This window comes from Sphingobacterium faecale (genome assembly GCF_016746095.1).
In the GTDB taxonomy this organism is placed as follows: Bacteria; Bacteroidota; Bacteroidia; order Sphingobacteriales; family Sphingobacteriaceae; genus Sphingobacterium; species Sphingobacterium faecale.
Genome location: NZ_JAERTY010000018.1, coordinates 1 through 19,260, shown reverse-complemented (window position 1 = coordinate 19,260; position 19,260 = coordinate 1). Strand labels below are relative to the sequence as shown.

Here is a 19,260-nt window from a genome sequence, read left to right as displayed (position 1 = left end):
GATTATTGAAAATTAATTCTTAGCCCTAGGTTAAATACACGGGTATTTGGATATACCACTCCACGACCATCGCCTAGCTCGGGGTCCCAGAGCTTCCAGTCGGAAATGGTAAACAGGTTGGTTCCATTGGTAAAAATCCTTAATTTTTGAATAGCTAACCGCTTTAACAAAGCCTTGTCCGTAAAATTATACCCTATTTCAGCTTGCTTCAATCGCAGATAGTCTGAACGTTTTATCCACCAGCTACTAGACTGGTAGTTGGTCGTAACATGTTGGCTGGTAGATAGTCTAGGATATAAGGTCTTTTTGTCCGGATTTTCAGGATCCCATCTGTCTAATATTGATTCATACAAGTTGCCATATGTGGCACCCGTCGGAAACGGAGTGATACCATATCCCGAAGACATATTTAGATCAACCATGCCAGCGCCCTGAAAAAACATACTAAAATCAAAACCTTTATACCCACCGGCTAAGGTTATTCCATAAATGATCAATGGGGTATCCCCATAGCCGATGGCGTAGGTGTCGGATGCATTTATAACACCATCCCCATTGAGATCCTTGTATTTGATGTCACCTACCCGTACATCGCCATCCTGTCTGGGGGAGATGGCCAGTTCTTCTTCAGATTTGAAGAGTCCCTCAGCAATATAGCCGAATCGCTGACTGATACGATGCCCCTCGCGGTCCTGCCATGGATATTGGAATGGGGGTAAGTTATCCTGGACGACGAGATTGGTATTGTAGTTGAATGTACCGCGCGCCATAATAAATGAATCATTCTTGAATTTTTTATTCCACTCTAGAGTGAGATCAATCCCTTTGTTACTGGTTTTGCCGATGTTCATGAAGGGAAGGTTGCCGGTGGTATATCCCGAAGCGTAAGGTACTGTAAGGTCTCGCATTAATATGCCACTCCGGTCTTCTTTAAAAAGTTCTGTAATTAAAGAAAGTTCGTTATTGAAAAAATTGATTTCTATTCCTAGGTTATGGCGATAGGAAGATTCCCAGCGTACATTACCTCCGATTTGGGATTCGTTATAGCCTTTATAAGTGCGCTGCGATCCAGGATCACCTATAGCATATTCTGTGCTTTCCCGTGCAAAGCGATTGAGATAAAGAAAGCGATTGTTAGGATCATTTACCGCTGCATTACCGGAGACACCGTAGGAATAACGAAATTTCAGATGGGAAATAGTATTCTTTAAATCTGAGAAGAATTGCTCATTCGAAGCTATCCATCCTACACCGATCGAAGGGAAGAAACCGTATCGATTGGCCGGAGCGAAATTGTCTGATCCGGAATAGGAAAAGTTGGCCTCAGCAAGGTATCTACTGTCATACCCGTAAGTCCCCCTGCCTACAAAGTTACGTTGACGATAAGGGATCGCCGCAGTATAATTATTTACCCGATACGTAGCATCAATGTAATCAGACTGGTTGAATAAGAATAAGCCGCCGACCTCATGTTTGTTGGCAAATGTACGATTGTAGTTTACAGAAGCCTCGCCATAGAAGCGTCGGTCACCATATCGGCTTAAACTATAGCGTAGATCCTGTGAACCTTCACTGCTGATCTCGGTCATAAGCTCACCGTCGGCATCTCTACCAGTTGCAAAATAGGTCTGTAAAGTCCGCTCACGGTTGAGTGAATTTTGCGAATTGACATCAAAAGCAAACATGCCGGATACACGCAGGCCCTCCGTAATACTACCCAACTCTTGCGTTACTCTTAGGTTGGAACGGATGGCATTATCATAGCGGTTGTTGACTCCACTCTGGGTTAAAGCCATATATGGAGATTGGAGGAGGCCTTTGACCTGTGGCCACTGCCCGTTAGAGAACCTCGCCGGTATAACATGGGGAGCAGAGGCTGTCGCCAAAACGAATAAATCATTGATCCCATAAGCGGGACGGTTCAGATTAGTGATATAGCCGTTCAGACCAAAGTCTACTTTAGTCGTTTTTGTCAGATTGATATTTGTATTGCTCGTGAAGTTGAAGCGGTCCTGTTTCAGCTTGGCATTGAATGTTTCAATATCATCAGTCTTAAACTGTCCGACCTCTCCATAATATCCCACAGACAGATAATATTGAGCAATATCTGCACCTCCTGACATATTGAGATTTAGACGGTTATTGTTTCCATAATCCTTAAAAAGAACATCGTACCAGTTGACATTAGGGTAGAGGTCCGGATCCTCTCCAGAAGCATGCTTGGCAATGATTTCGTCCGCATAGCCTTCAGTCTGCGGCCGGCCTCGCATCATGATACCTTCGTTATACAATTTCATATAGGTAGGAGCATCCACGAATTTGGGAAGATAGGTAAATCCTACAATTCCTTGGTTGGCCTCGGCTGTAATAACCGCTTTACCGGCTTTACCGCGACGCGTATTGATGATGATGACACCATTGGCCCCACGGGTACCATAGACCGCAGTGGCTGTTGCATCTTTTAAAACCGTAAAGCTCTCGATGTCCTCAGGGTCAATATTGTCGATCTCTCTGTCAGGAACACCATCGACGACCAACAAAGGTTTTTGTGGCGAAGAGGAGAAAGTAGCAATACCGCGAACGAATAGATCAGCCCCACCTGACCCAGGACCTCCACCCCGCTGTGTAGCGACGACTCCTGCAAGACGTCCTGCAATAGCCGTAGAAAGATTGGCGACAGGTACTTTGAGCTCTTGCCGTTTGATCGTCGCTTGAGAGCCTACATTGCTCTCCTTCTTCTGCACACCATAACCGACAATCACGACTTCCTCAATACCCGCTAGATCTTCTTCTAGTTTTATATGTATGTCTTTTTCGTTGCCTACCAATATCTCCTGAGTGATATGCCCCATCAGTGATGCTACGATGGTAGACCCGTTGGGGACATTGAGGACAAATCTTCCATTAAAATCGGTCGTGGTCTTTAAACTACTTTTGTCTTTTACAGTTACGGTGACTCCCTGTAGAGGTTGTCCATTGTCATTAGTAATATAACCGGTTAATAAATGCTGCGTGGCTTGATGGCCTCGAACTGCCGGCTCTTTATTGCTAATGAGGCGCACATAATCATGACGTAGCTCATAAGTCATGTTATGCACCTTTAAAATTTCATTTAATACATCTTTGGCTTTTTTCTTGCCGGAGTAGTTGACTTTTGAATCGAGATAGCTCTCACTATTGCTATAGGCTATTGGTATCTGATAGCGCGTTTGTAGCTCTTCGAGTACAGTCTTTAAACTTACGCTCTTAAAGTTTACCTGAATTGTGCGGTCCAGTTCTTTTTGTCCATAACTTTTATTGCTGGCTAGAACGATGCATGTCGTGCATAGCAAGGTGCAGAACATAAATGATATTCGCATGATTTGAGAGAGGTTAAGATTATAATTACTCTGTCTTTTTTTTTGCATCTTTGCAATAGTTAATAAGGTTAATACTTTGTTAATGTGTAGGATAATCATTCGGTATGTTTCTCAGGCGCACAGAATGAAATCTGAAATTGAGCCGGAAATGCCTTGCATTTCCGGCTTTTTTATTGTTCAGTGATCTGCCAAATATTCTTTTCTTTATTTAATATTAGTTTTCCATTGCATAATTCTGTTAAGGTGTTCAATACTTGTATACTATTCTTGTTACTGAGCGTGATGGTTATTTTTTTATTCATAAAGCTAGAATCTAGTCGTATGGAATCGCCAAAATTGCGATAAAGATTGCGTACGACCTTAGTCATGGGTTCATTGATATAGGTCAACTCATTATCTTTCCAGTTTCTTAGAGAATAAGGGGATACTTCCCATGCACCGGTAGCATTTAGTTTGGCTTTTTCTCCTTCTATCAATGTGACGCTGCCTGTAGATATCGCAGCGATATCTTTATCTAGTTTGCTGATTTGCAGATGATGCGCTTTTAACGCCTGAGTGATACTTTTATCACTCACTTTGAAAACATTGACCTTGCCGGTATTGACCTGTATAGTACGGTTATTGTCGGTGTCTATGTTGAATGAAGTGCCTACCACCTGTGTAGTAAAATCGTCTGCTATAACGATAAAAGGCTTCTGTCTGTCTGATGCGACGTCAAAAAAGGCTTCGCCCTGTAGTTTTACCATGCGGTAGTCATCTGTTACCAGTTTTGGATAGTACAAGCTGCTATTGCCGTTCAGCAAAATGCTGCTCCCATCGCGTAAAGTTATTTTCTTGCGCTCTCCAGCTTTCGTACTGACTTGGATCAACTCTAGGGTATCCATAGATGATGAGAGTTGTTTTGAGTAAAAAAAACCTCCGATAAGTAATATTAAGGCAATGGCGCAAGCTGTCCAATAATAAAAATTGTTCTTTCGACGATGCGGAATATTAGCAGGAGCGGTAGAGTTGATGAGCCTGTTTTTAACTTGATGTTGTCTTTCGTATATATCGAGGCTGTCTTTCTGTTTTAACTGTGTTTCATAAGTATCTCTAAAGAGCCTCATCAGTTCTTTGGAATCACCGGAGGTGCTGAATATTTTCTTTAGCTCCTTTAGCTCATCGGCTGTGATGGTATTTTGCTGTAGTTTGGCGATCAGTACCAAGATTTGTTTATGCTCCATGTCTTATACTATCTCATTTTTGCTTTTTGGTAGGGGTCTGGATTGTGTTATTTTTGTAATAGTCTTATTTATAGTGTTTTATTTATCTACAAGAATTTTAAAAAGCGTATGCCCTCCTACGGTTCAGTGTGGTTTCGGAAAAGGCCCCCCATTGCAACCGCTCTTCTTGTGGATATGATATTCCCGAGGTGTATACCATCGTCATTATGGACAATTTTAAAGCAGAAGGAAAGCATGAACAGGCTATTGAGATCGCCAAGGAGATGAAGGAGGTAGGGTTAAGCACAGAGCAAATTGTAAAATTCACTAAACTGACTGCGGAAGAGGTCGCAAAACTCTAATTAGGGCACATCAATATAGAGTATGATAACCATTTGGTACAATTAGGGACTATTATTGTTTTATGACCTTTCTGAAGAGAGACGCTATTTTGAGGTATGGGTTTATCCACTAAGATACTTAATAGCTTATGCGTCGATAAGCTAGTCTAATAATTTTGCCGTCATTAGAAAACTCAAAGTGTCCCATCACCACCATGTACCAATCGGCTATTTATCGAAAAGCACGTCAGTGCTTCGAAAGTAGTTCTTCTATTTTATTTTTAAGTTCGTTACCTCTCAATCCAATAGCTACAATATCACCATCCTCATTAATCAATACTGTATGAGGAATAGAACTTATTTCGTATGACTCTGCAATAGGATTTGACGGATTGGAGTCTATAAACTGTACCCATTGCATACCTAAACGTTCAACTGTATTTTTCCATTTATCGCTGTCGGTGTCTAATGATATACCTACAATTTGGAAGCCCTTGTTTTTATGTTTTTTTTGCAGGTTGACCATTTCAGGCATATCATTTAGGCAAGGGCCGCACCATGAAGCCCAAAAATCTAAAAGAGTCAGTTTTTTTGAAGAAATAATTGTGGAAAGTTTTGCCTTATCCCCTGATAGCATTTCGCTTTCAAAATCGATGTATTTATCTCCTGTTTTTAGGAGCTTTTTTATTGCTGTAGAATTTTTTATGGGTCTCAACATTTCGGTAATAGATTCTTTGGCTATTACGACTTTTTGTTTTTCATCTTCGCTAAGTTTTGATTCGATCTCATTTTTTAAATCTCCCCTAAAGAGATGATCATGTAGTATATAGATGTATAGTCCTGCCGGGTTGCTTGTATGATCTTTGACGAATGTGCGTACGTTTTCTTCAAAATCCAGCAATTCTTTTTTATCTTTTTCTTTTGTTATCTCTTCATCTTCCAACGTCCATTCGTTTTTAGCTGATAACTCGGCTTTCTTTTTGACCAATGCAGCACGGTTTTCTATCAACTGACGCGGATATGTCATAATTGTATTTAAACTATTGTTAACCAATGAGCCACTAATTTGGAAATATCCAGAAGAACTACCTTCAATATATGTCGCTTTTACCGGTTTGTCATCACTTGCAATTAGGTTAGTATTGTTATTAAGAGTTATTGCATATAATACAGTATCTGTTGATGATAGATCGTTATTGAATATAAATTTTCCATCGATGATATGTACACTGTCAATATAGTTTTTAATCGCCAAAGGGTTATGAAGATATATTTTTGACAGGTATACATAGCTTCCATTATACTTCTCTGGCGCAGTCCCGGTAATGGAATTATGCTTTTGTGCATATATAGAAATAGACGCTATAATTAGCAGTAGTGTTAAGTTGATTTTTTTCATTTTATGCATGCATTAATTTATGAAGTATGATTTAAAGATTCTGTATCGACACTCATTAAGATATAGTTTTCCTGTTTATCAATTTTGCCTGCCATATTTATAAGTAAATGTGGGTAAACTCGTATCTCCTAGCTGTATATTTTATATGTTTCGTTTATTTAAGCAACGTCGTTAACGTTACCAATTTACTAAAAAAAAATTATTATTTCATTTTTTTATATTTAAGGAAATAAATACATGCGTTTGCGTCTTAAACGAAGGGGCACACAAAGGAAGAAAATAACCTGTACCAAACCGTGTGCATATTTCAATTCCAGTATCCACTTTCAAAACCATGGTCTTTAGGTTTAGCAAACACGGCAGAGTTAAAATCTGATTTCATGCTATTTATGAGTTTCAGATATTCAGCTATTGACGGATATTGTGCATCTTTTGCGGTTTTGCCCTTTGGATCCAACTGTTCATGATCGTAGTCGTCCAATAGCTGCAGACCATTTGCGAAGGTCTTCAAAGCCTCGCTATCCTCTACCGATACCTGTTGAGTTATAGCTCTGCTTAATATTCTGATACCGGTTTTAAGATGTTCTACCTGTTGTTGTTGTTCGGCGAGGCGTTTTTCATTAATGGCATAACTTTGTACCAAATAATCCTTGAGTCGTTGGCTTGCCCACTGTCGAAATTGAGTGCCTCGTTTCGAGTTGACGCGATAACCAACGGATAAAATTGCATCCGAGTTATAGTTGAGTAGATTTCTCGTAACTAACCTTTTCCCTTCTTGGCGAACTTGTGCAATTTTTGCACAAGTTGAACTTTCATTCAGTTCCTCCGATTTGTAAATATTTTGAATATGCTTTAGAATAGCTGGTCTATTTACATCAAATAACGTAGCCATTACGTGCGTGTCGAACCAAATAGATTCATTTCCAAAAACAACTTTGACTTCTACATTTGAATCACTTGTTCTATAAATTGATATTTTATTCATTCTTCATCGATATAACATAACTCGTAATAGGAGCATGATTTACAAATCTTCTCATTAATAACAGATGGACATTGTTCTGACTGCTGAAGATTACTTATTTTAACGACCGATTCATTCAATTGTACAATATCTTCTTTTGTTAGTTCCACCGTGTTTGTTTGTCGAAGCAAAGGATATTCTATAATTCCTGTTCCGTCTTCTACTCCGTTTAGATGCAATAGCCACAAGTAAAATTTAACTTGCCAAGTATGCGCTTCTTCAACTTTATTCCTTCGTTTAGTTTCGTGAAACCGTAAAGCTATCTAATTTGGATGTATTAATTAAGGGTGAGGAGTGAAGGGATGCCGCCGAATGGGTTTCTATAAGTCATAAAGATAATTTGTATCCTATTGTTTTATAGATATATAAGAGTTATCTTTAGTCTTGGTAAAACGAACCCGCATCCCTGCGGAGTCATAATTGGTTAAGCATAGCCCTTGCAGTCTGCGAGGGCTATCTTGTAAAATGTTTATTTCTTTCTTTGTTTCCTGAACGGCGGACGCTCTTAAGAGAGTCATGACTGCTAGTATTTACAAAGAGGAAAATCTGCATTTCATACATAGAAGCGTTGCTGGTTACTTCTTCCTATAAACATTCGTATTCCTTTTTGTAGAGTGGGGAGTAACCTGAACCTCAGGATGTTTTTTCAGTTCATTCTGTAAAGATGTTCCTAAAATTTTCCATCCCATATCATCGAAATAGGTAACTATTTCATTAATCTCTCTTTCGGATTGGAAAAAATCGCTATTTATCAGTTTTTTATCAATAGCGTCCTGTATTTTCGGCCTTTTCATAAAGTATTCCCTCTTTTGAAAATCATTTTTATGGATTTGGAAAAGCTGAAATTGAAAGTCAGCTGCTATTTTAAACTTTGCAGACCTTACCTTTTCAATGTTAAGATTTGTAAAACTGATGAGACTATTGATATCGACACTCCCCGTGACCGTCGATCTAGTTTTGAGCCTCAATTGGTGAAGAAGCGTGAAACAATACTTGCAGAGAGTCTTGAGAAAACTCAAAGTGTCCTATCACCATCATGTACCAATGGGCTATTTATCGAAAAACACATTATTGCTTCGAAAGTAGTTCTTCTATTTTATTTTTAAGTTAGTTACCTCTCAATCTAATAATCACAGATGTTAATAGCTAACCCCTGATGAGAAAATAACATATGTAGCAGCTTAGAACATAAAAAAGATTATAACAGTACGTTAGCCTATGTTAAAAAGAGGCAAAAGCTGAAGGCAAGCACGGGCACCATCAAATCGGTTCAAAATGCTAAGTAATAGCTTGATAGAGAGTATTTGTGTGGTCTAATTAGAGCCTACATGATAAAATGAAACCTACTTCTAATTCACATAGGGGCCGCTTTATGATATTTGATGATTTCTGTTTACGCAGTTGACAGCACCTTAGGACTCAGGTCGTTTGGAAGGCGCAGCCAACATTCATGCGTCATCTGTAGGAGTGACCTATTTGAATCTCACAGTCATGTTTGCCTTAGACTAACTATTTAATATGTTTTAGCCTGTAAATGCTGACGGGTTCGCTAACTTCCAGTCTCCTTATTATTTCTTCTTCGCTAACTTCGATCTTTTTGGAGAATTAAGCCCCATCTTCTGTGTTAAACAGAAAGACACACCTCTTTTTAAGCAAGATATATTGACAGTAATTATGGCGCATACAAATTTCTTAGATTTTGAAATATCAAAAGTATTACGGTTCTTTACCTCGCTAACCCAATGAAAAAGATTATAAACATAAATGAGAAGGAGCTGTTACGTCAGTTAAAGACAGGAAGTAAAACTGCTTTTAACGAGTTATACACAATATATAGCCGCCCGCTCATTTCTAATCTTTTAAAAATACTCAAGAATGATAACCTTGCCGAGGAGATCTTGCAAGAAACATTTATTGCACTTTGGGAACACCGCCATTCTATAGACTCCGAGCGGTCAGTATTGGGGTATCTGATCATGATATCAGCAAACAAGGCAAAAGACCTTTTCAAACGGGCAATTCATGACCGTAAGATGAGAGCGTATTTTTACCCTGTTATAGAATCAGGTTACGAACCCATTGAAGCCGGATTATATAAGAAAGAAAATGAAGTTCTTTTAAATCAACTCATTGACCAACTGCCCGCCAAACAAAAAGAAGTGTATAAGCTTTGCAAGATTGAAGGACTTAGCTATAGAGAGGTAAGTCAACTCTTAGGTATATCCGAGGCGACTGTCAATTCACATATTTTACGGGCTAATACAGCATTGAAAAAACTAGTGATCCGTAACCCACAATTACTTTCCCTTATCCTGATTTCTATATTTTCAAATTAATTTCATTTTTGGTGCATTGCTTTTTTGCTGTCGATCGTATTTAGTTCAAAATATGGTACTGTGGAAAAGAACGAATATATCAAAAGCCTTTTTACAAGTTATATTCACGGAGAATATACCAAAGAAGATCTGGATAAGATTCTTACATATCTCGGTCATAAAGAAGAGGGCGAGTTGTGGATGGAACTTTTACAGCAACAACTGTCCAAACTCGAACCTGAGGAAGATAGCGAACGTATCACACGCATCCAGCACCGTGTTACTCAGTATTTAGAGGTTTATACCAAGCCGAAAAGGCCATCTAGAATCTATTGGATCGCAGCTGCATCTGTTCTATTGCTTGCATTCACCTCATATTATCTGTTACAGATCCGCACTGCAACACGGTCTGATAGGGATACATTTGCAGCCATTACTACCCCGCAGGAATTCTCTGCCGGAAATAACAGAGCTACACTGAGCCTTTCAGATGGCCAGATCTTAACCCTTTCAGATCAAAAAGAAGCCATTTTAATGAGCGGAAATATCAGTTATAGCGATGGAGTTCCCATTGCCGAAACACCGAGAGGTACCGCTATGTTGTCTACACCTAGAGGAGGGCAATATCAAGTGGTGTTGTCTGATGGAACAAAAGTATGGCTGAACGCCGATAGCTACATTAGATATCCTGTCACATTTGACAGAAACAGCAGAAATGTCGAGATAGAAGGCGAAGCATACCTTGAAGTGGCGAAGGTAAAGGGAAAGCCGTTTAGGGTAAATAGTAAAGGACAGACAATCGAAGTATTGGGCACACACTTCAATGTCCGCACCTATGACAATTTAAAGCAGACAACATTAGTAGAAGGATCAGTCAGGGTCACAGATGGGAAAAGTAGTGTTGTATTACGCCCTCAGCAACAGGCCACTCTACATGAAGGAAAGATACAGGTACTTGAGGTCGATGCTGAAGAATCAATAGCGTGGACTAAAAATTCGCTATACTTTAATGAAATACCACTTGTCGAAGTATTTAAGCAGTTAGAAAGATGGTATGATGTAGAATTTGAGTATCCGCGAGAACTGAGCAATAAAGTTATTTACCTAAGCACCAACAGAGATCAGAACTTATCTATCTTACTCTACAATTTAAAAGAAATAACAGACTATACATATACTATAAAAGGAAGGAGGATCACCGTAAGTAGAGAAGACAAATAAAAACGCGGGATTGTACACTCCGACATACAATACCTATGAAACCAAAAAACCGGAACCTTCGACGCGGTTCCGGCCAAAGTGTCGGTTATAAAAATATTTTGATAAATAGCATTTTAAGAAACCAACGGTACAAACATACATAATAGTTATAGATTATTGTGCTTATATGGCGCTTTATTTTCTCAACTAAAAAGTACAGGTATGTACCACCTAACCAATTCATATTATGGATGAAAGCATTCATTACAAACCGCTTGTAGCTTATTTTATAAGTCTGCTTGCGATTGGTTTGCTGGCATTTTTGCCGAATATTGCCTATGCGCAGACTAATACAGTCACCATACAGTCCAAGAACAGGCCGCTTGCAGAAGTCTTAAAAAACATAGGCAAACAGACCGGCTATTTTACCGCGTTTTCTGTTGAAACGTTTAGGGATACCAAACCTGTGACTATACAGCTAAAAGGTGTGCCTCTGGAGCAGGCTCTGAAACAGTTATTACAGGAGTATCCTGTGCAGTATGAAATCAAAGACCGCACGATCATTATTAAGCCCAGGGCAATCTCCAAAAAAGTCACCGAAAATAGTCTAGGTGCAAGGATAATTACCGGTCGGGTGATGGATAGCATCGGTAATCCCATTTCTAAAGTAACCGTAAAAGCAGAAAATAGTGGAACCATCATATTTACAGATATAAGTGGACAATATAGCCTTGCTTTAAAATCTGATGATACTAAAATACTTTTTAGTTCGGTTGGCTATCAAACAGAAGCCATATCGACGGATCATCCTGTGATTGATGTGGTGTTGAAAATAGCATTGAACGAGATTGCATATGCGGAAGTAGTTAATACAGGTTACCAACAGCTTCCCAAAGAGCGGGCGACAGGTTCTTTCTCTACAGTGAGCAATGAGCGTTTCAATCAACAGGTCGGAACGGATATACTCTCGAGACTTCCAGCCATAGCTAATAGTGTCGTAATGGATGTGGGGAGGAGCCAGGGAAAGCCCCAAATGATGGTTAGAGGCTTGAGTACGATCAATGGTCCCAAAGATCCGCTGATCGTACTGGATAACTTTCCCTACGACGGTGACCTCAATAATATCAATCCCAATATAGTCGAGAATATTACGATACTCAAAGATGCAGCTGCATCGAGTATCTGGGGGGCGAGAGCGGCGAATGGCGTAATCGTAATTACGACCAAAAAAGGGAATTACAATAGGCCTACTACAGTGGATATGAATTCCAATCTGACTATAGAGGCGAAGCCTGATCTATATTATATTCCACAGATGAACGGAGCCGATTTTATCGATGTCGAAATGGAACTGTACAAAAGAGGATTCTATAAGACCAAGATCAATTCGGCTAGTAAGCCCGTGCTGAGTCCGGTGATCGATTTGTTGGATTTGGCTGATAAGGGGCAGGTCGATGAGCAGGAAGCCCTGGCACATATCGACAGTTGGCGTGGTATCGATGCGCGGGATCAGTTCGATCGATTGGTATATAAACCGGCGAGCAAACAGCAATATTATCTGAACGCATCGGGAGGTTCTTCTAAGTTCTCTTGGCTCTCTGCAGTCGGATACGATCGTAACATTGAGACCTTGGGCAATACGTATAATCGGATGAATCTGAGATTTCAGAATACCTATCAAGTGACGTCAAAGCTGTCTTTGGCAACGAATCTATATTATACCCAGTCCGATACCCGCTCGGGGAGAGGAGGTTATACCGATTTGGGAGATATCCTGCCCTATATGCGTATTGCGGACGAGAGTGGGCATGCGCTTGCGGTACCCAAAGGCAGTAGACAGAGCTTTCTAGAATCCTTTGGAGGAGGACAGTTGTTGGATTGGAACTATTATCCCTTGACGGACTGGAAGTATAAAACTAAGCGCGGTACGACATCGGATCTGTTGGGGACAGTAGAACTTCATTATGAAATCATTAGTGGGTTGAAAGCTGCTGTCAATTACCAGTATGAGCGACAGCAGGCTCTGGGTTCTACGCTGGCTGATGTGCAAAGCTATGAGGCTAGAGATTATGTCAATAGGTTCACACAGCTTACGAATGGACAGGTAAAATATATTGTACCCAAGGGAGGGATCTTGGACAAGAGCAACGCTGTTTTAGTGGCCAATAATATCCGAGGAGTATTTAGCTATGATAAGAATTGGAATTGGGGACATATCAGTGCAATAGCAGGAGGTGAAATGCGTGACGGACAGCAGAATAGTTATAACGACCGCTTTTACGGCTATAACCCCAATAATCTGACCTTTGGTAATGTAGATTATACTGAGGGATATCCATCCGTAATTACTGGTGCCAAATCCACTATTCAGAATATGCAATCTCTTGGGGATAAGACGACACGTTTTGTGTCGCAATTTGCCAATGTGGCTTACAGTTATGAGGAGCGCTATACCGTATCAGCAAGTGTGCGTCGGGATGCGTCCAATCTATTTGGACTGAAGACCAACGACCAGTGGAATCCTTTTTGGTCAGCAGGCTTTGCTTGGAAATTGTCCAACGAGCGTTTTTATAAATCAGAGCTTGTCCCTTACTTGAATATCAGGGCTACGTACGGATTTAGTGGCAATGTGGATCCAGCCATGGTGGCGGTGAGTACGGTTGGTTTTGGACAGGCTTCACCTTTTACTGGAATTACCTATGCGCGATATACTAATTTTTACAATCCTTTGTTGAAGTGGGAGACTTCTAAAATGCTGAATCTAGGGCTAGACTTTAGAAGTAAAGGGAACCGATTGACAGGCTCTATCGAGTACTATCGTAAGAAGGGCGATAATCTATTCGGTCAAGCACCAGTAGACCTGACTACCGGCGTGCTTTCATCGATGAAGAGAAATGTGGCCAGTATGTACGGGCATGGACTCGATCTGGAACTGACGAGTCGAAATATAGATGGGAACCATTTTAAATGGAGCAGTACATTGAACTTTAGTCTGTACAAAGATGCTATCGAAGAGTACCTGCTGGATCGTACCATGGCACAGCTCTATGTCAATATGTCGACACCTCCTATTTCAGGGATTAAAGGCCATCCTGTATATACGATGTACGCCTACAAATGGGGTGGTTTGGACCCGAATAATGGCGAAGCGCAAGGTTATTTGAACGGGGAGCTGAGTAAGGACTATGCTGCTATCACGGGCACGGGTACAGCGGTGGAGGATCTAGAATACTATGGGTCGGCAATACCGACCCGATTTGGAAATTTTTCAAACTCATTTTCCTATCATGGCATCAATTTGCAGGTCGGCATTACTTACAAGCTAGGGTATTGGTTCAGACGTGAATCTATTAACTATACCAGCTTGTTTAATAACGGGCGTGGGCACAGCGACTACAGTTTGAGATGGCAGAACCCCGGTGACGAGACGCATACTGATGTGCCGGTCAATCCTTATACGACCAACAGTAACCGCGATCGGTTTTATGAAGGTGCGAATATCCTAATTGAGAAAGCTGATCATGTTCGCTTGCAGTATATCCGGCTTGGATATAATCTCTCACAATTTAAAAGATTCAAAAACTTGGAGCTCTATGTCAACCTACAGGATTTAGGACTTCTTTGGAAAGCCAATAAGAAGGGAATCGATCCGGATTTTAGTCTAGGAAGAGGACGAATCGTAAAACCCAGCACTTGTTCCTTGGGAATTAGAGCAAAAATCTAAAAAAAGAACGTTATGAATACACGATACAATAAATGGATCATGCCTTTTCTTGGCTTGTTTATATTCTCCGGTTGTAGCAAGTTTTTAGAAGAAAAATCGGACAAAAGTTTGGGAGTACCTGCAACTATTGATGAGTTTAAAGCTGTTATCAATGATTGGGGCTATCTCAATAGCGACTACTCCTCTATGGGAGAAGCGAGTGCTGATGACCTGTATCTTTCAGATGCAGATTTTAATGGATTATATTATGAAAGTGATAAACGACTGTATAGTTGGATGCCCGATTATATAACTCGACCTGCTTCTAGTGCCGGGCACGAATGGTATGCATGTTATAAAAGCATCTATCCCTGTAATGCTATTCTGAAAGGTTTGGATGAATATCAATTATCTGGAAGAGAGGCTGATGAACTAAGAGGACAGGCTTTGGCTTTTCGGGCGGCACGCTATCTGGATGGGGTGCAGATATGGGCGCCGATCTATAACAAAGAGACGGCTAATAAAGATCTTGGGATGGTGTTGCGAACGGACCCCGACATAACTTTGCCGTCTGTTCGAAGTACTGTTCAGGAGACTTACGATTTGATTTTGACGGATTTGGTTCGAGCTATTCCATTGCTGCCTACTGCCGTAACATCTCCGTCGTTGCCGACCAAGGCTGCAGCTTATGGATTACTAGCTAGAGCTTATCTGATTATGGGAGACTATGAGAAAGCTTTACTACATGCAGAAGAAGCGCTGAAGTTCCCTCATCAGGTGATTGACTTTAACGAATTGAACTCAGGTGCGGCCTTTCCTATACCTGCTACAAACCAGACGAGCGCTGAGCTAATTTTTTATACACGCATGTACGGTTCGCTTATGGTTGGTGTAAATACAGCTAAGGTTAATGGGGATCTCTATAGTATGTATGATGAACATGACTTAAGAAAGGTTATCTATTTTAGAAAGAATAATGAAAATGAAATCTTATTCAAAGGCACTCATATGGGGCACCAGGGACTGATTACTGGAATTACCAGTGCTGAGTTGTTATTGATTGTCGCTGAATGTGAAGTACGATTAAATCGTTTGGATAAGGCTGCTGAAGCTATGAATAAACTAAAAGTAAAGCGTTGGGATAAGAGTAAGTTTTTGCCTTATGGGTTTAGTAATCAAGAAAGCGCGCTCGCTTTAGTCTTAGCAGAGCGACGGCGGGAACTTGTATGGCGGGGACTTCGTTGGGTCGATATCAAACGTTTGAATAGAGACGGCGCGAATATCATACTGACACGGAATATAAATGGGAAAGAATTGTTACTGCCGGCTAATGACAAGCGGTATGCCCTCGGAATTCCAGAAGATGTGCTTGAAATGACAGGTATGCCACAGAATCCAAGATAAAGTAATTCATGAGTGTGTACCCTTAAAAATAAGTAAGGGGTAAATAATAGAAATCGTACTATACGCACCTATTAAGTGTAGGTTGTGAGATTTTTAAAGGGTGTTTCCCTATCAAATTAAAATAGAATTATATGAACAGAGCTATAATAATTTTTTTGCTATCATTTATTTTGACTTTTAAAATTTTTGGGCAAAAAGCTGATTCTGACCGTAAGTCAGAAGTCGTAACATTAAAAATCGGTCATAAAGTTCCTGATGAATTTTGGACTCATGAGCATCTTTTCTACGTCAATGGAGATACTGTTCGTAGAAATCTTCAAGAATATAAAGGTAGACTACTAATTCTTGATTTTTGGATGATCGGTTGCTCTAAATGTTTTCTACATCAAAAGGAAATAAATCATTACAAAGAGCTTTATAAGGATGAGCTGGCAGTGGTGATGGTTAATGGTGTGAAAACAAAAAATAATTATGCCAGTATACACAGTTATCTAAATAATAAATGGTTCCTGAGTTTGGGACTGGAATCGTTTTCATCAATCATCGAAAGCACCTATCTGGAGGAGATGTTTCAACCTGATGGGTATCCGATGTACTATTGGATAAACCATTTTGGGATACTGCAGACAATAACTTTTCGTAACATATTAGACAGAAATTATGTAGCACCTTTTTTAGATAATTAGTTTTTGCAAAAAAAGGAATTAGTATAACTGGTTACTAGAGAAACCCTGAGGCGAAAAATAGAGACGCTTTAACTAGGGTCCACTTGACAAAATGAGAACTTCCCCGAAGTCAATTCGGGGAAGTTCTCATTAGCTTTTTCAATTATTTCCCATTTCTTGCTATAGGACAATTGAAAATATAGACAGTTCAATGATCCTAGTAAAATGCGTGAATGATCGGATACTCATCCTCGTTAAAAATTCTAGCTAACTATAATTTCCGCAAGTCTACCCGTGATGTGTTACCGATATCGCATAGGGTGCCAAGCGAAAGAAGTTCATTGAATGATATGATTTCGCCTGATTCTGCTGCTATCCAATTGCTTTCAGTAAGAGTGGGTGGCTTTACGTTGCTCGCCAAATACGATACGCAAGTCTTTTTTTTATTTTCCGTCTACCTTAAATCCGATCTTACCCTTTTGGGGCTGCTTTGCAAGGGTTTTCTCTTCCTCCTCTTGCAGTCGGTCGATGTATCCAAATAGCAATTCTATGTTCTGGTCGTGGCCTTTTTGTTTTTTACGATTGCTCTACCTAAGTGAAATTATACTTCATTGTTTCAGCTTCTTTTCTTGCAGATAGGCTTCAAACATCGTAAAGAATTCCGATAAAGATATTTTAGCATATTTACAGACTTTACGAATTGTTGACATTGGTACGTCATAGCCTTCTGTTTTGAGTAATTTGTCAATAGTTCCTCTGCCAATTGAAGTTATAGTTTCATATTCACGAATTGAGGGAGGTCTTCCATCAATTGTAATTGGTGAAAGAAATTTGACATTAATAAAGAGTAATAAGTTTTTATTAAAATACTCGGTTTCCTCATCTTTAGTTTTTGCCATGTATTTACATTATTTTTTTTATTTAAAATAACCTGTCATCGATAGTTGACAGGTGGATTTAATTACTTATATTTGTAATAGTTATTTAAAGCGACAATAAGGATTGAAGCGATACTTCTATCCAACGATGTCACTCAGCTCATAAAACCGCCAGTTTTAATCCAGCGAGTAGACTCGGAGTTCGCCCGATTCTGAAATATTTATATCTTTGAGATATCTTTTTTCAGAAGGGTGGGCTCTACGTTAGTCTTTCGATGGAAAATTCCTCTCATCGCGTATGAGAAGAAGAGGCTCCTGGCGGTGCCGTTGGTCGAGAGCATTAGAGTTCACCCTTTTGGATTTCTATAGCTGTCTTCCATATTTGGTTGAGTTTCATCGTTATCATAAACTTTATTAATTATGAGAACGAAAACAAGAACCAACAAAATCCGCCCAACACCGATATCCCCTCGGTCGTCATGGTATTCCCAATTCTTACATTTAAAGAACATACCCTGTTCGCCAGAGTAAATACTTTATTATAGACAAAAAGAAAAAGGGAGTAGCCCTAGGACATAGTCCATGGATATCCTAACAAAAAGTAGGCAGTAAACTGCTATTATTTGTTAATCTCTTTTTAGTCTATAACATACCAACCTCCGAATTAAACAAACTCTATTTTGTCTTAATTAGAAGAATTGGCAGTATATTTTACATTTAGCAAAGTAAATATAGTATAGTTTTTCTATAAAATAAAATATTCAATTGTTTAATTTTTATCGTTAATCAAATAACGGAGGTTAATTTCTTGAATATTTCATGGATGGAACATTGAAAAGCCTATTTTAACCCCTAATTATATCCCCATTAAGCTCCATTCAGAAATCAAATTGATTTTTGAACTAGCAACAATTATTTGTTGCATAATCCTTTAAAAAATGAACATTCTTTTAAAGGCTGGGAGAGGACTGCCCATTTTGAAGCAGTCCACCAAAGCCATAAATACCCACAAGATGGGACAAGATGCCCAACGCATCAAAGAAAATGCGACCAATGAAACGCAGCGCACAAGAGACGAAGAGTATTCACAGCTTCTGTCTTCCATAGCCATCAAGATCGATGCTATAGATTTTGAAAGATATTGCCCGAGTAGAGTTATTGTAGACTTCTGGACCAAGTACAACTGGAACCAAGACACCTTCAATCTGTTTGATCTGATCTTGGCTGCCAGAGGCACAGGATGGAAGGCCGATCAGGCCGAGTCGTTCTTAGAAGATTTTGAATACTTCATCATAGCGCATTACACCATCTATTACATGAACTATGACTATGATATACTTGGCTTCTGCTACCTCGAAGAGGAACTGCGAAGCACAAAAGAAGGAGTGAGAAGAGGGCTATTGACCCGATTGTTAGGTATACAGGGGAGGGGTATATAATGAGAAGTATATATATAATTTTCTGTGTGTTGTTTAGTTGTGCCTTTGCGCAGTCCGCCGTAGAGCGGGCTGCGGTAAAGGCACCTGAAATCAGTCAAGTTTACAGACCATATTTAAAAGGTAAGGTGGTGTCTACAGATAGTACGCTTAGCCTAAGAAGTCATATCAGTATTGAAGGAACTGATATTTATGTCTATTCGCAGAATGATGGGACTTTTTCTTTTCGTGGAGTTTACCTCGAATCTGGCGTATTGCGCATTGGACATAATAAGCTTACTAAACCAATATATGTTCCATTTGACACTATTAATCGCGGACCTTTTATAATCAA

15 protein-coding genes are annotated in these 19,260 nt (G+C 39.7%); 8 read left to right on the top strand and 7 right to left on the bottom strand.

Annotated elements, in window-relative coordinates; genetic code table 11:
• Positions 1-2: 2 nt before the first annotated feature.
• Entirely contained in the window at positions 3-3,407 is a 3,405-nt protein-coding gene (locus JKG61_RS22210; protein WP_202105204.1) for a SusC/RagA family TonB-linked outer membrane protein, read from the bottom strand.
• A gap of 122 nt (positions 3,408-3,529) precedes the next feature.
• Entirely contained in the window at positions 3,530-4,582 is a 1,053-nt protein-coding gene (locus JKG61_RS22205; protein ID WP_202105203.1) for a FecR family protein, read from the bottom strand.
• 206 nt (positions 4,583-4,788) lie between these two features.
• Between JKG61_RS22205 and JKG61_RS23140 the strand changes: the two genes are divergently transcribed.
• A complete protein-coding gene (locus tag JKG61_RS23140) occupies positions 4,789-4,923 on the top strand; it encodes a hypothetical protein (RefSeq protein ID WP_262896221.1) in 135 nt (44 codons plus the stop codon).
• Positions 4,924-5,149: 226 nt separating this feature from the next.
• Here the strand turns inward: JKG61_RS23140 and JKG61_RS22200 are convergent, their stop codons facing one another.
• From JKG61_RS22200 to JKG61_RS22185, 4 genes are all read right to left on the bottom strand, one after another.
• A complete protein-coding gene (locus tag JKG61_RS22200; RefSeq protein ID WP_202105202.1) occupies positions 5,150-6,301 on the bottom strand; it encodes a TlpA family protein disulfide reductase in 1,152 nt (383 codons plus the stop codon).
• 307 nt (positions 6,302-6,608) lie between these two features.
• Positions 6,609-7,286: a virulence RhuM family protein gene (locus JKG61_RS22195; protein WP_202105201.1), complete on the bottom strand. Its 678-nt coding sequence runs from the start codon at positions 7,284-7,286 to the stop codon at positions 6,609-6,611.
• Positions 7,283-7,588, bottom strand: coding sequence for a Dna2/Cas4 domain-containing protein (locus JKG61_RS23380; RefSeq protein WP_202105220.1), 306 nt, complete (start codon positions 7,586-7,588; stop codon positions 7,283-7,285). Before JKG61_RS23380 ends, JKG61_RS22195 begins: the two co-directional genes overlap by 4 nt.
• 312 nt (positions 7,589-7,900) lie before the next feature.
• Entirely contained in the window at positions 7,901-8,119 is a 219-nt protein-coding gene (locus JKG61_RS22185; protein WP_202105200.1) for a hypothetical protein, read from the bottom strand.
• 948 nt (positions 8,120-9,067) lie between these two features.
• Here JKG61_RS22185 and JKG61_RS22180 point away from each other — a divergent pair.
• The 5 genes from JKG61_RS22180 to JKG61_RS22160 all read left to right on the top strand — a co-directional run bounded on the left by JKG61_RS22180 (position 9,068) and on the right by JKG61_RS22160 (position 16,633).
• The gene (locus JKG61_RS22180; RefSeq protein ID WP_202105199.1) at positions 9,068-9,661 is read left to right on the top strand and encodes an RNA polymerase sigma factor; all 594 of its coding nucleotides are present in this window, start codon (positions 9,068-9,070) and stop codon (positions 9,659-9,661) included.
• Between the two features lie 60 nt (positions 9,662-9,721).
• Positions 9,722-10,861 (top strand): FecR family protein, encoded by a 1,140-nt coding sequence (locus tag JKG61_RS23215; protein ID WP_202105198.1) that lies wholly within the window; start codon positions 9,722-9,724, stop codon positions 10,859-10,861.
• A 226-nt stretch (positions 10,862-11,087) separates the two neighbouring features.
• A complete protein-coding gene (locus tag JKG61_RS22170) occupies positions 11,088-14,564 on the top strand; it encodes a SusC/RagA family TonB-linked outer membrane protein (RefSeq protein ID WP_202105197.1) in 3,477 nt (1,158 codons plus the stop codon).
• A gap of 12 nt (positions 14,565-14,576) precedes the next feature.
• Positions 14,577-15,947 carry a RagB/SusD family nutrient uptake outer membrane protein gene (locus JKG61_RS22165; protein ID WP_202105196.1) on the top strand — a complete coding sequence of 457 codons (1,371 nt, stop codon included), beginning with the start codon at positions 14,577-14,579 and terminating at the stop codon, positions 15,945-15,947.
• A 131-nt stretch (positions 15,948-16,078) separates the two neighbouring features.
• On the top strand, positions 16,079-16,633 hold the full coding sequence (locus JKG61_RS22160; protein WP_202105195.1) for a TlpA family protein disulfide reductase: 555 nt from the start codon (positions 16,079-16,081) through the stop codon (positions 16,631-16,633).
• A 587-nt stretch (positions 16,634-17,220) separates the two neighbouring features.
• Here JKG61_RS22160 and JKG61_RS22155 read toward each other — a convergent pair.
• The gene (locus tag JKG61_RS22155) at positions 17,221-17,511 is read right to left on the bottom strand and encodes a hypothetical protein (protein WP_202105194.1); all 291 of its coding nucleotides are present in this window, start codon (positions 17,509-17,511) and stop codon (positions 17,221-17,223) included.
• Positions 17,512-18,428: 917 nt separating this feature from the next.
• On the opposite strand from JKG61_RS22155, the gene JKG61_RS22150 reads away from it, so the two are divergent.
• Together JKG61_RS22150 and JKG61_RS22145 are read left to right on the top strand one after the other, a co-directional pair.
• Positions 18,429-18,929 carry a hypothetical protein gene (locus tag JKG61_RS22150; protein ID WP_202105193.1) on the top strand — a complete coding sequence of 167 codons (501 nt, stop codon included), beginning with the start codon at positions 18,429-18,431 and terminating at the stop codon, positions 18,927-18,929.
• A partial coding sequence (locus JKG61_RS22145; protein ID WP_202105192.1) for a PIN domain-containing protein occupies positions 18,929-19,260 on the top strand: 332 nt, incomplete at its 3' end. The genes JKG61_RS22150 and JKG61_RS22145, both read left to right, overlap by 1 nt.

What these genes read in the sequence shown, in the direction of transcription:
- JKG61_RS22150 (WP_202105193.1), top strand. Translation starts at nt 18,429, where the DNA reads ATGAACATTCTTTTAAAGGCTGGGAGAGGACTGCCCATTTTGAAGCAG.
- JKG61_RS22185 (WP_202105200.1), bottom strand. Translation starts at nt 8,119, where the DNA reads ATGAAAAGGCCGAAAATACAGGACGCTATTGATAAAAAACTGATAAAT.
- JKG61_RS22170 (WP_202105197.1), top strand. Translation starts at nt 11,088, where the DNA reads ATGGATGAAAGCATTCATTACAAACCGCTTGTAGCTTATTTTATAAGT.
- JKG61_RS22195 (WP_202105201.1), bottom strand. Translation starts at nt 7,286, where the DNA reads ATGAATAAAATATCAATTTATAGAACAAGTGATTCAAATGTAGAAGTC.
- JKG61_RS23140 (WP_262896221.1), top strand. Translation starts at nt 4,789, where the DNA reads ATGGACAATTTTAAAGCAGAAGGAAAGCATGAACAGGCTATTGAGATC.
- JKG61_RS22180 (WP_202105199.1), top strand. Translation starts at nt 9,068, where the DNA reads ATGAAAAAGATTATAAACATAAATGAGAAGGAGCTGTTACGTCAGTTA.
- JKG61_RS22205 (WP_202105203.1), bottom strand. Translation starts at nt 4,582, where the DNA reads ATGGAGCATAAACAAATCTTGGTACTGATCGCCAAACTACAGCAAAAT.
- JKG61_RS22155 (WP_202105194.1), bottom strand. Translation starts at nt 17,511, where the DNA reads ATGGCAAAAACTAAAGATGAGGAAACCGAGTATTTTAATAAAAACTTA.
- JKG61_RS22165 (WP_202105196.1), top strand. Translation starts at nt 14,577, where the DNA reads ATGAATACACGATACAATAAATGGATCATGCCTTTTCTTGGCTTGTTT.
- JKG61_RS22200 (WP_202105202.1), bottom strand. Translation starts at nt 6,301, where the DNA reads ATGAAAAAAATCAACTTAACACTACTGCTAATTATAGCGTCTATTTCT.
- JKG61_RS22160 (WP_202105195.1), top strand. Translation starts at nt 16,079, where the DNA reads ATGAACAGAGCTATAATAATTTTTTTGCTATCATTTATTTTGACTTTT.
- JKG61_RS22210 (WP_202105204.1), bottom strand. Translation starts at nt 3,407, where the DNA reads ATGCAAAAAAAAAGACAGAGTAATTATAATCTTAACCTCTCTCAAATC.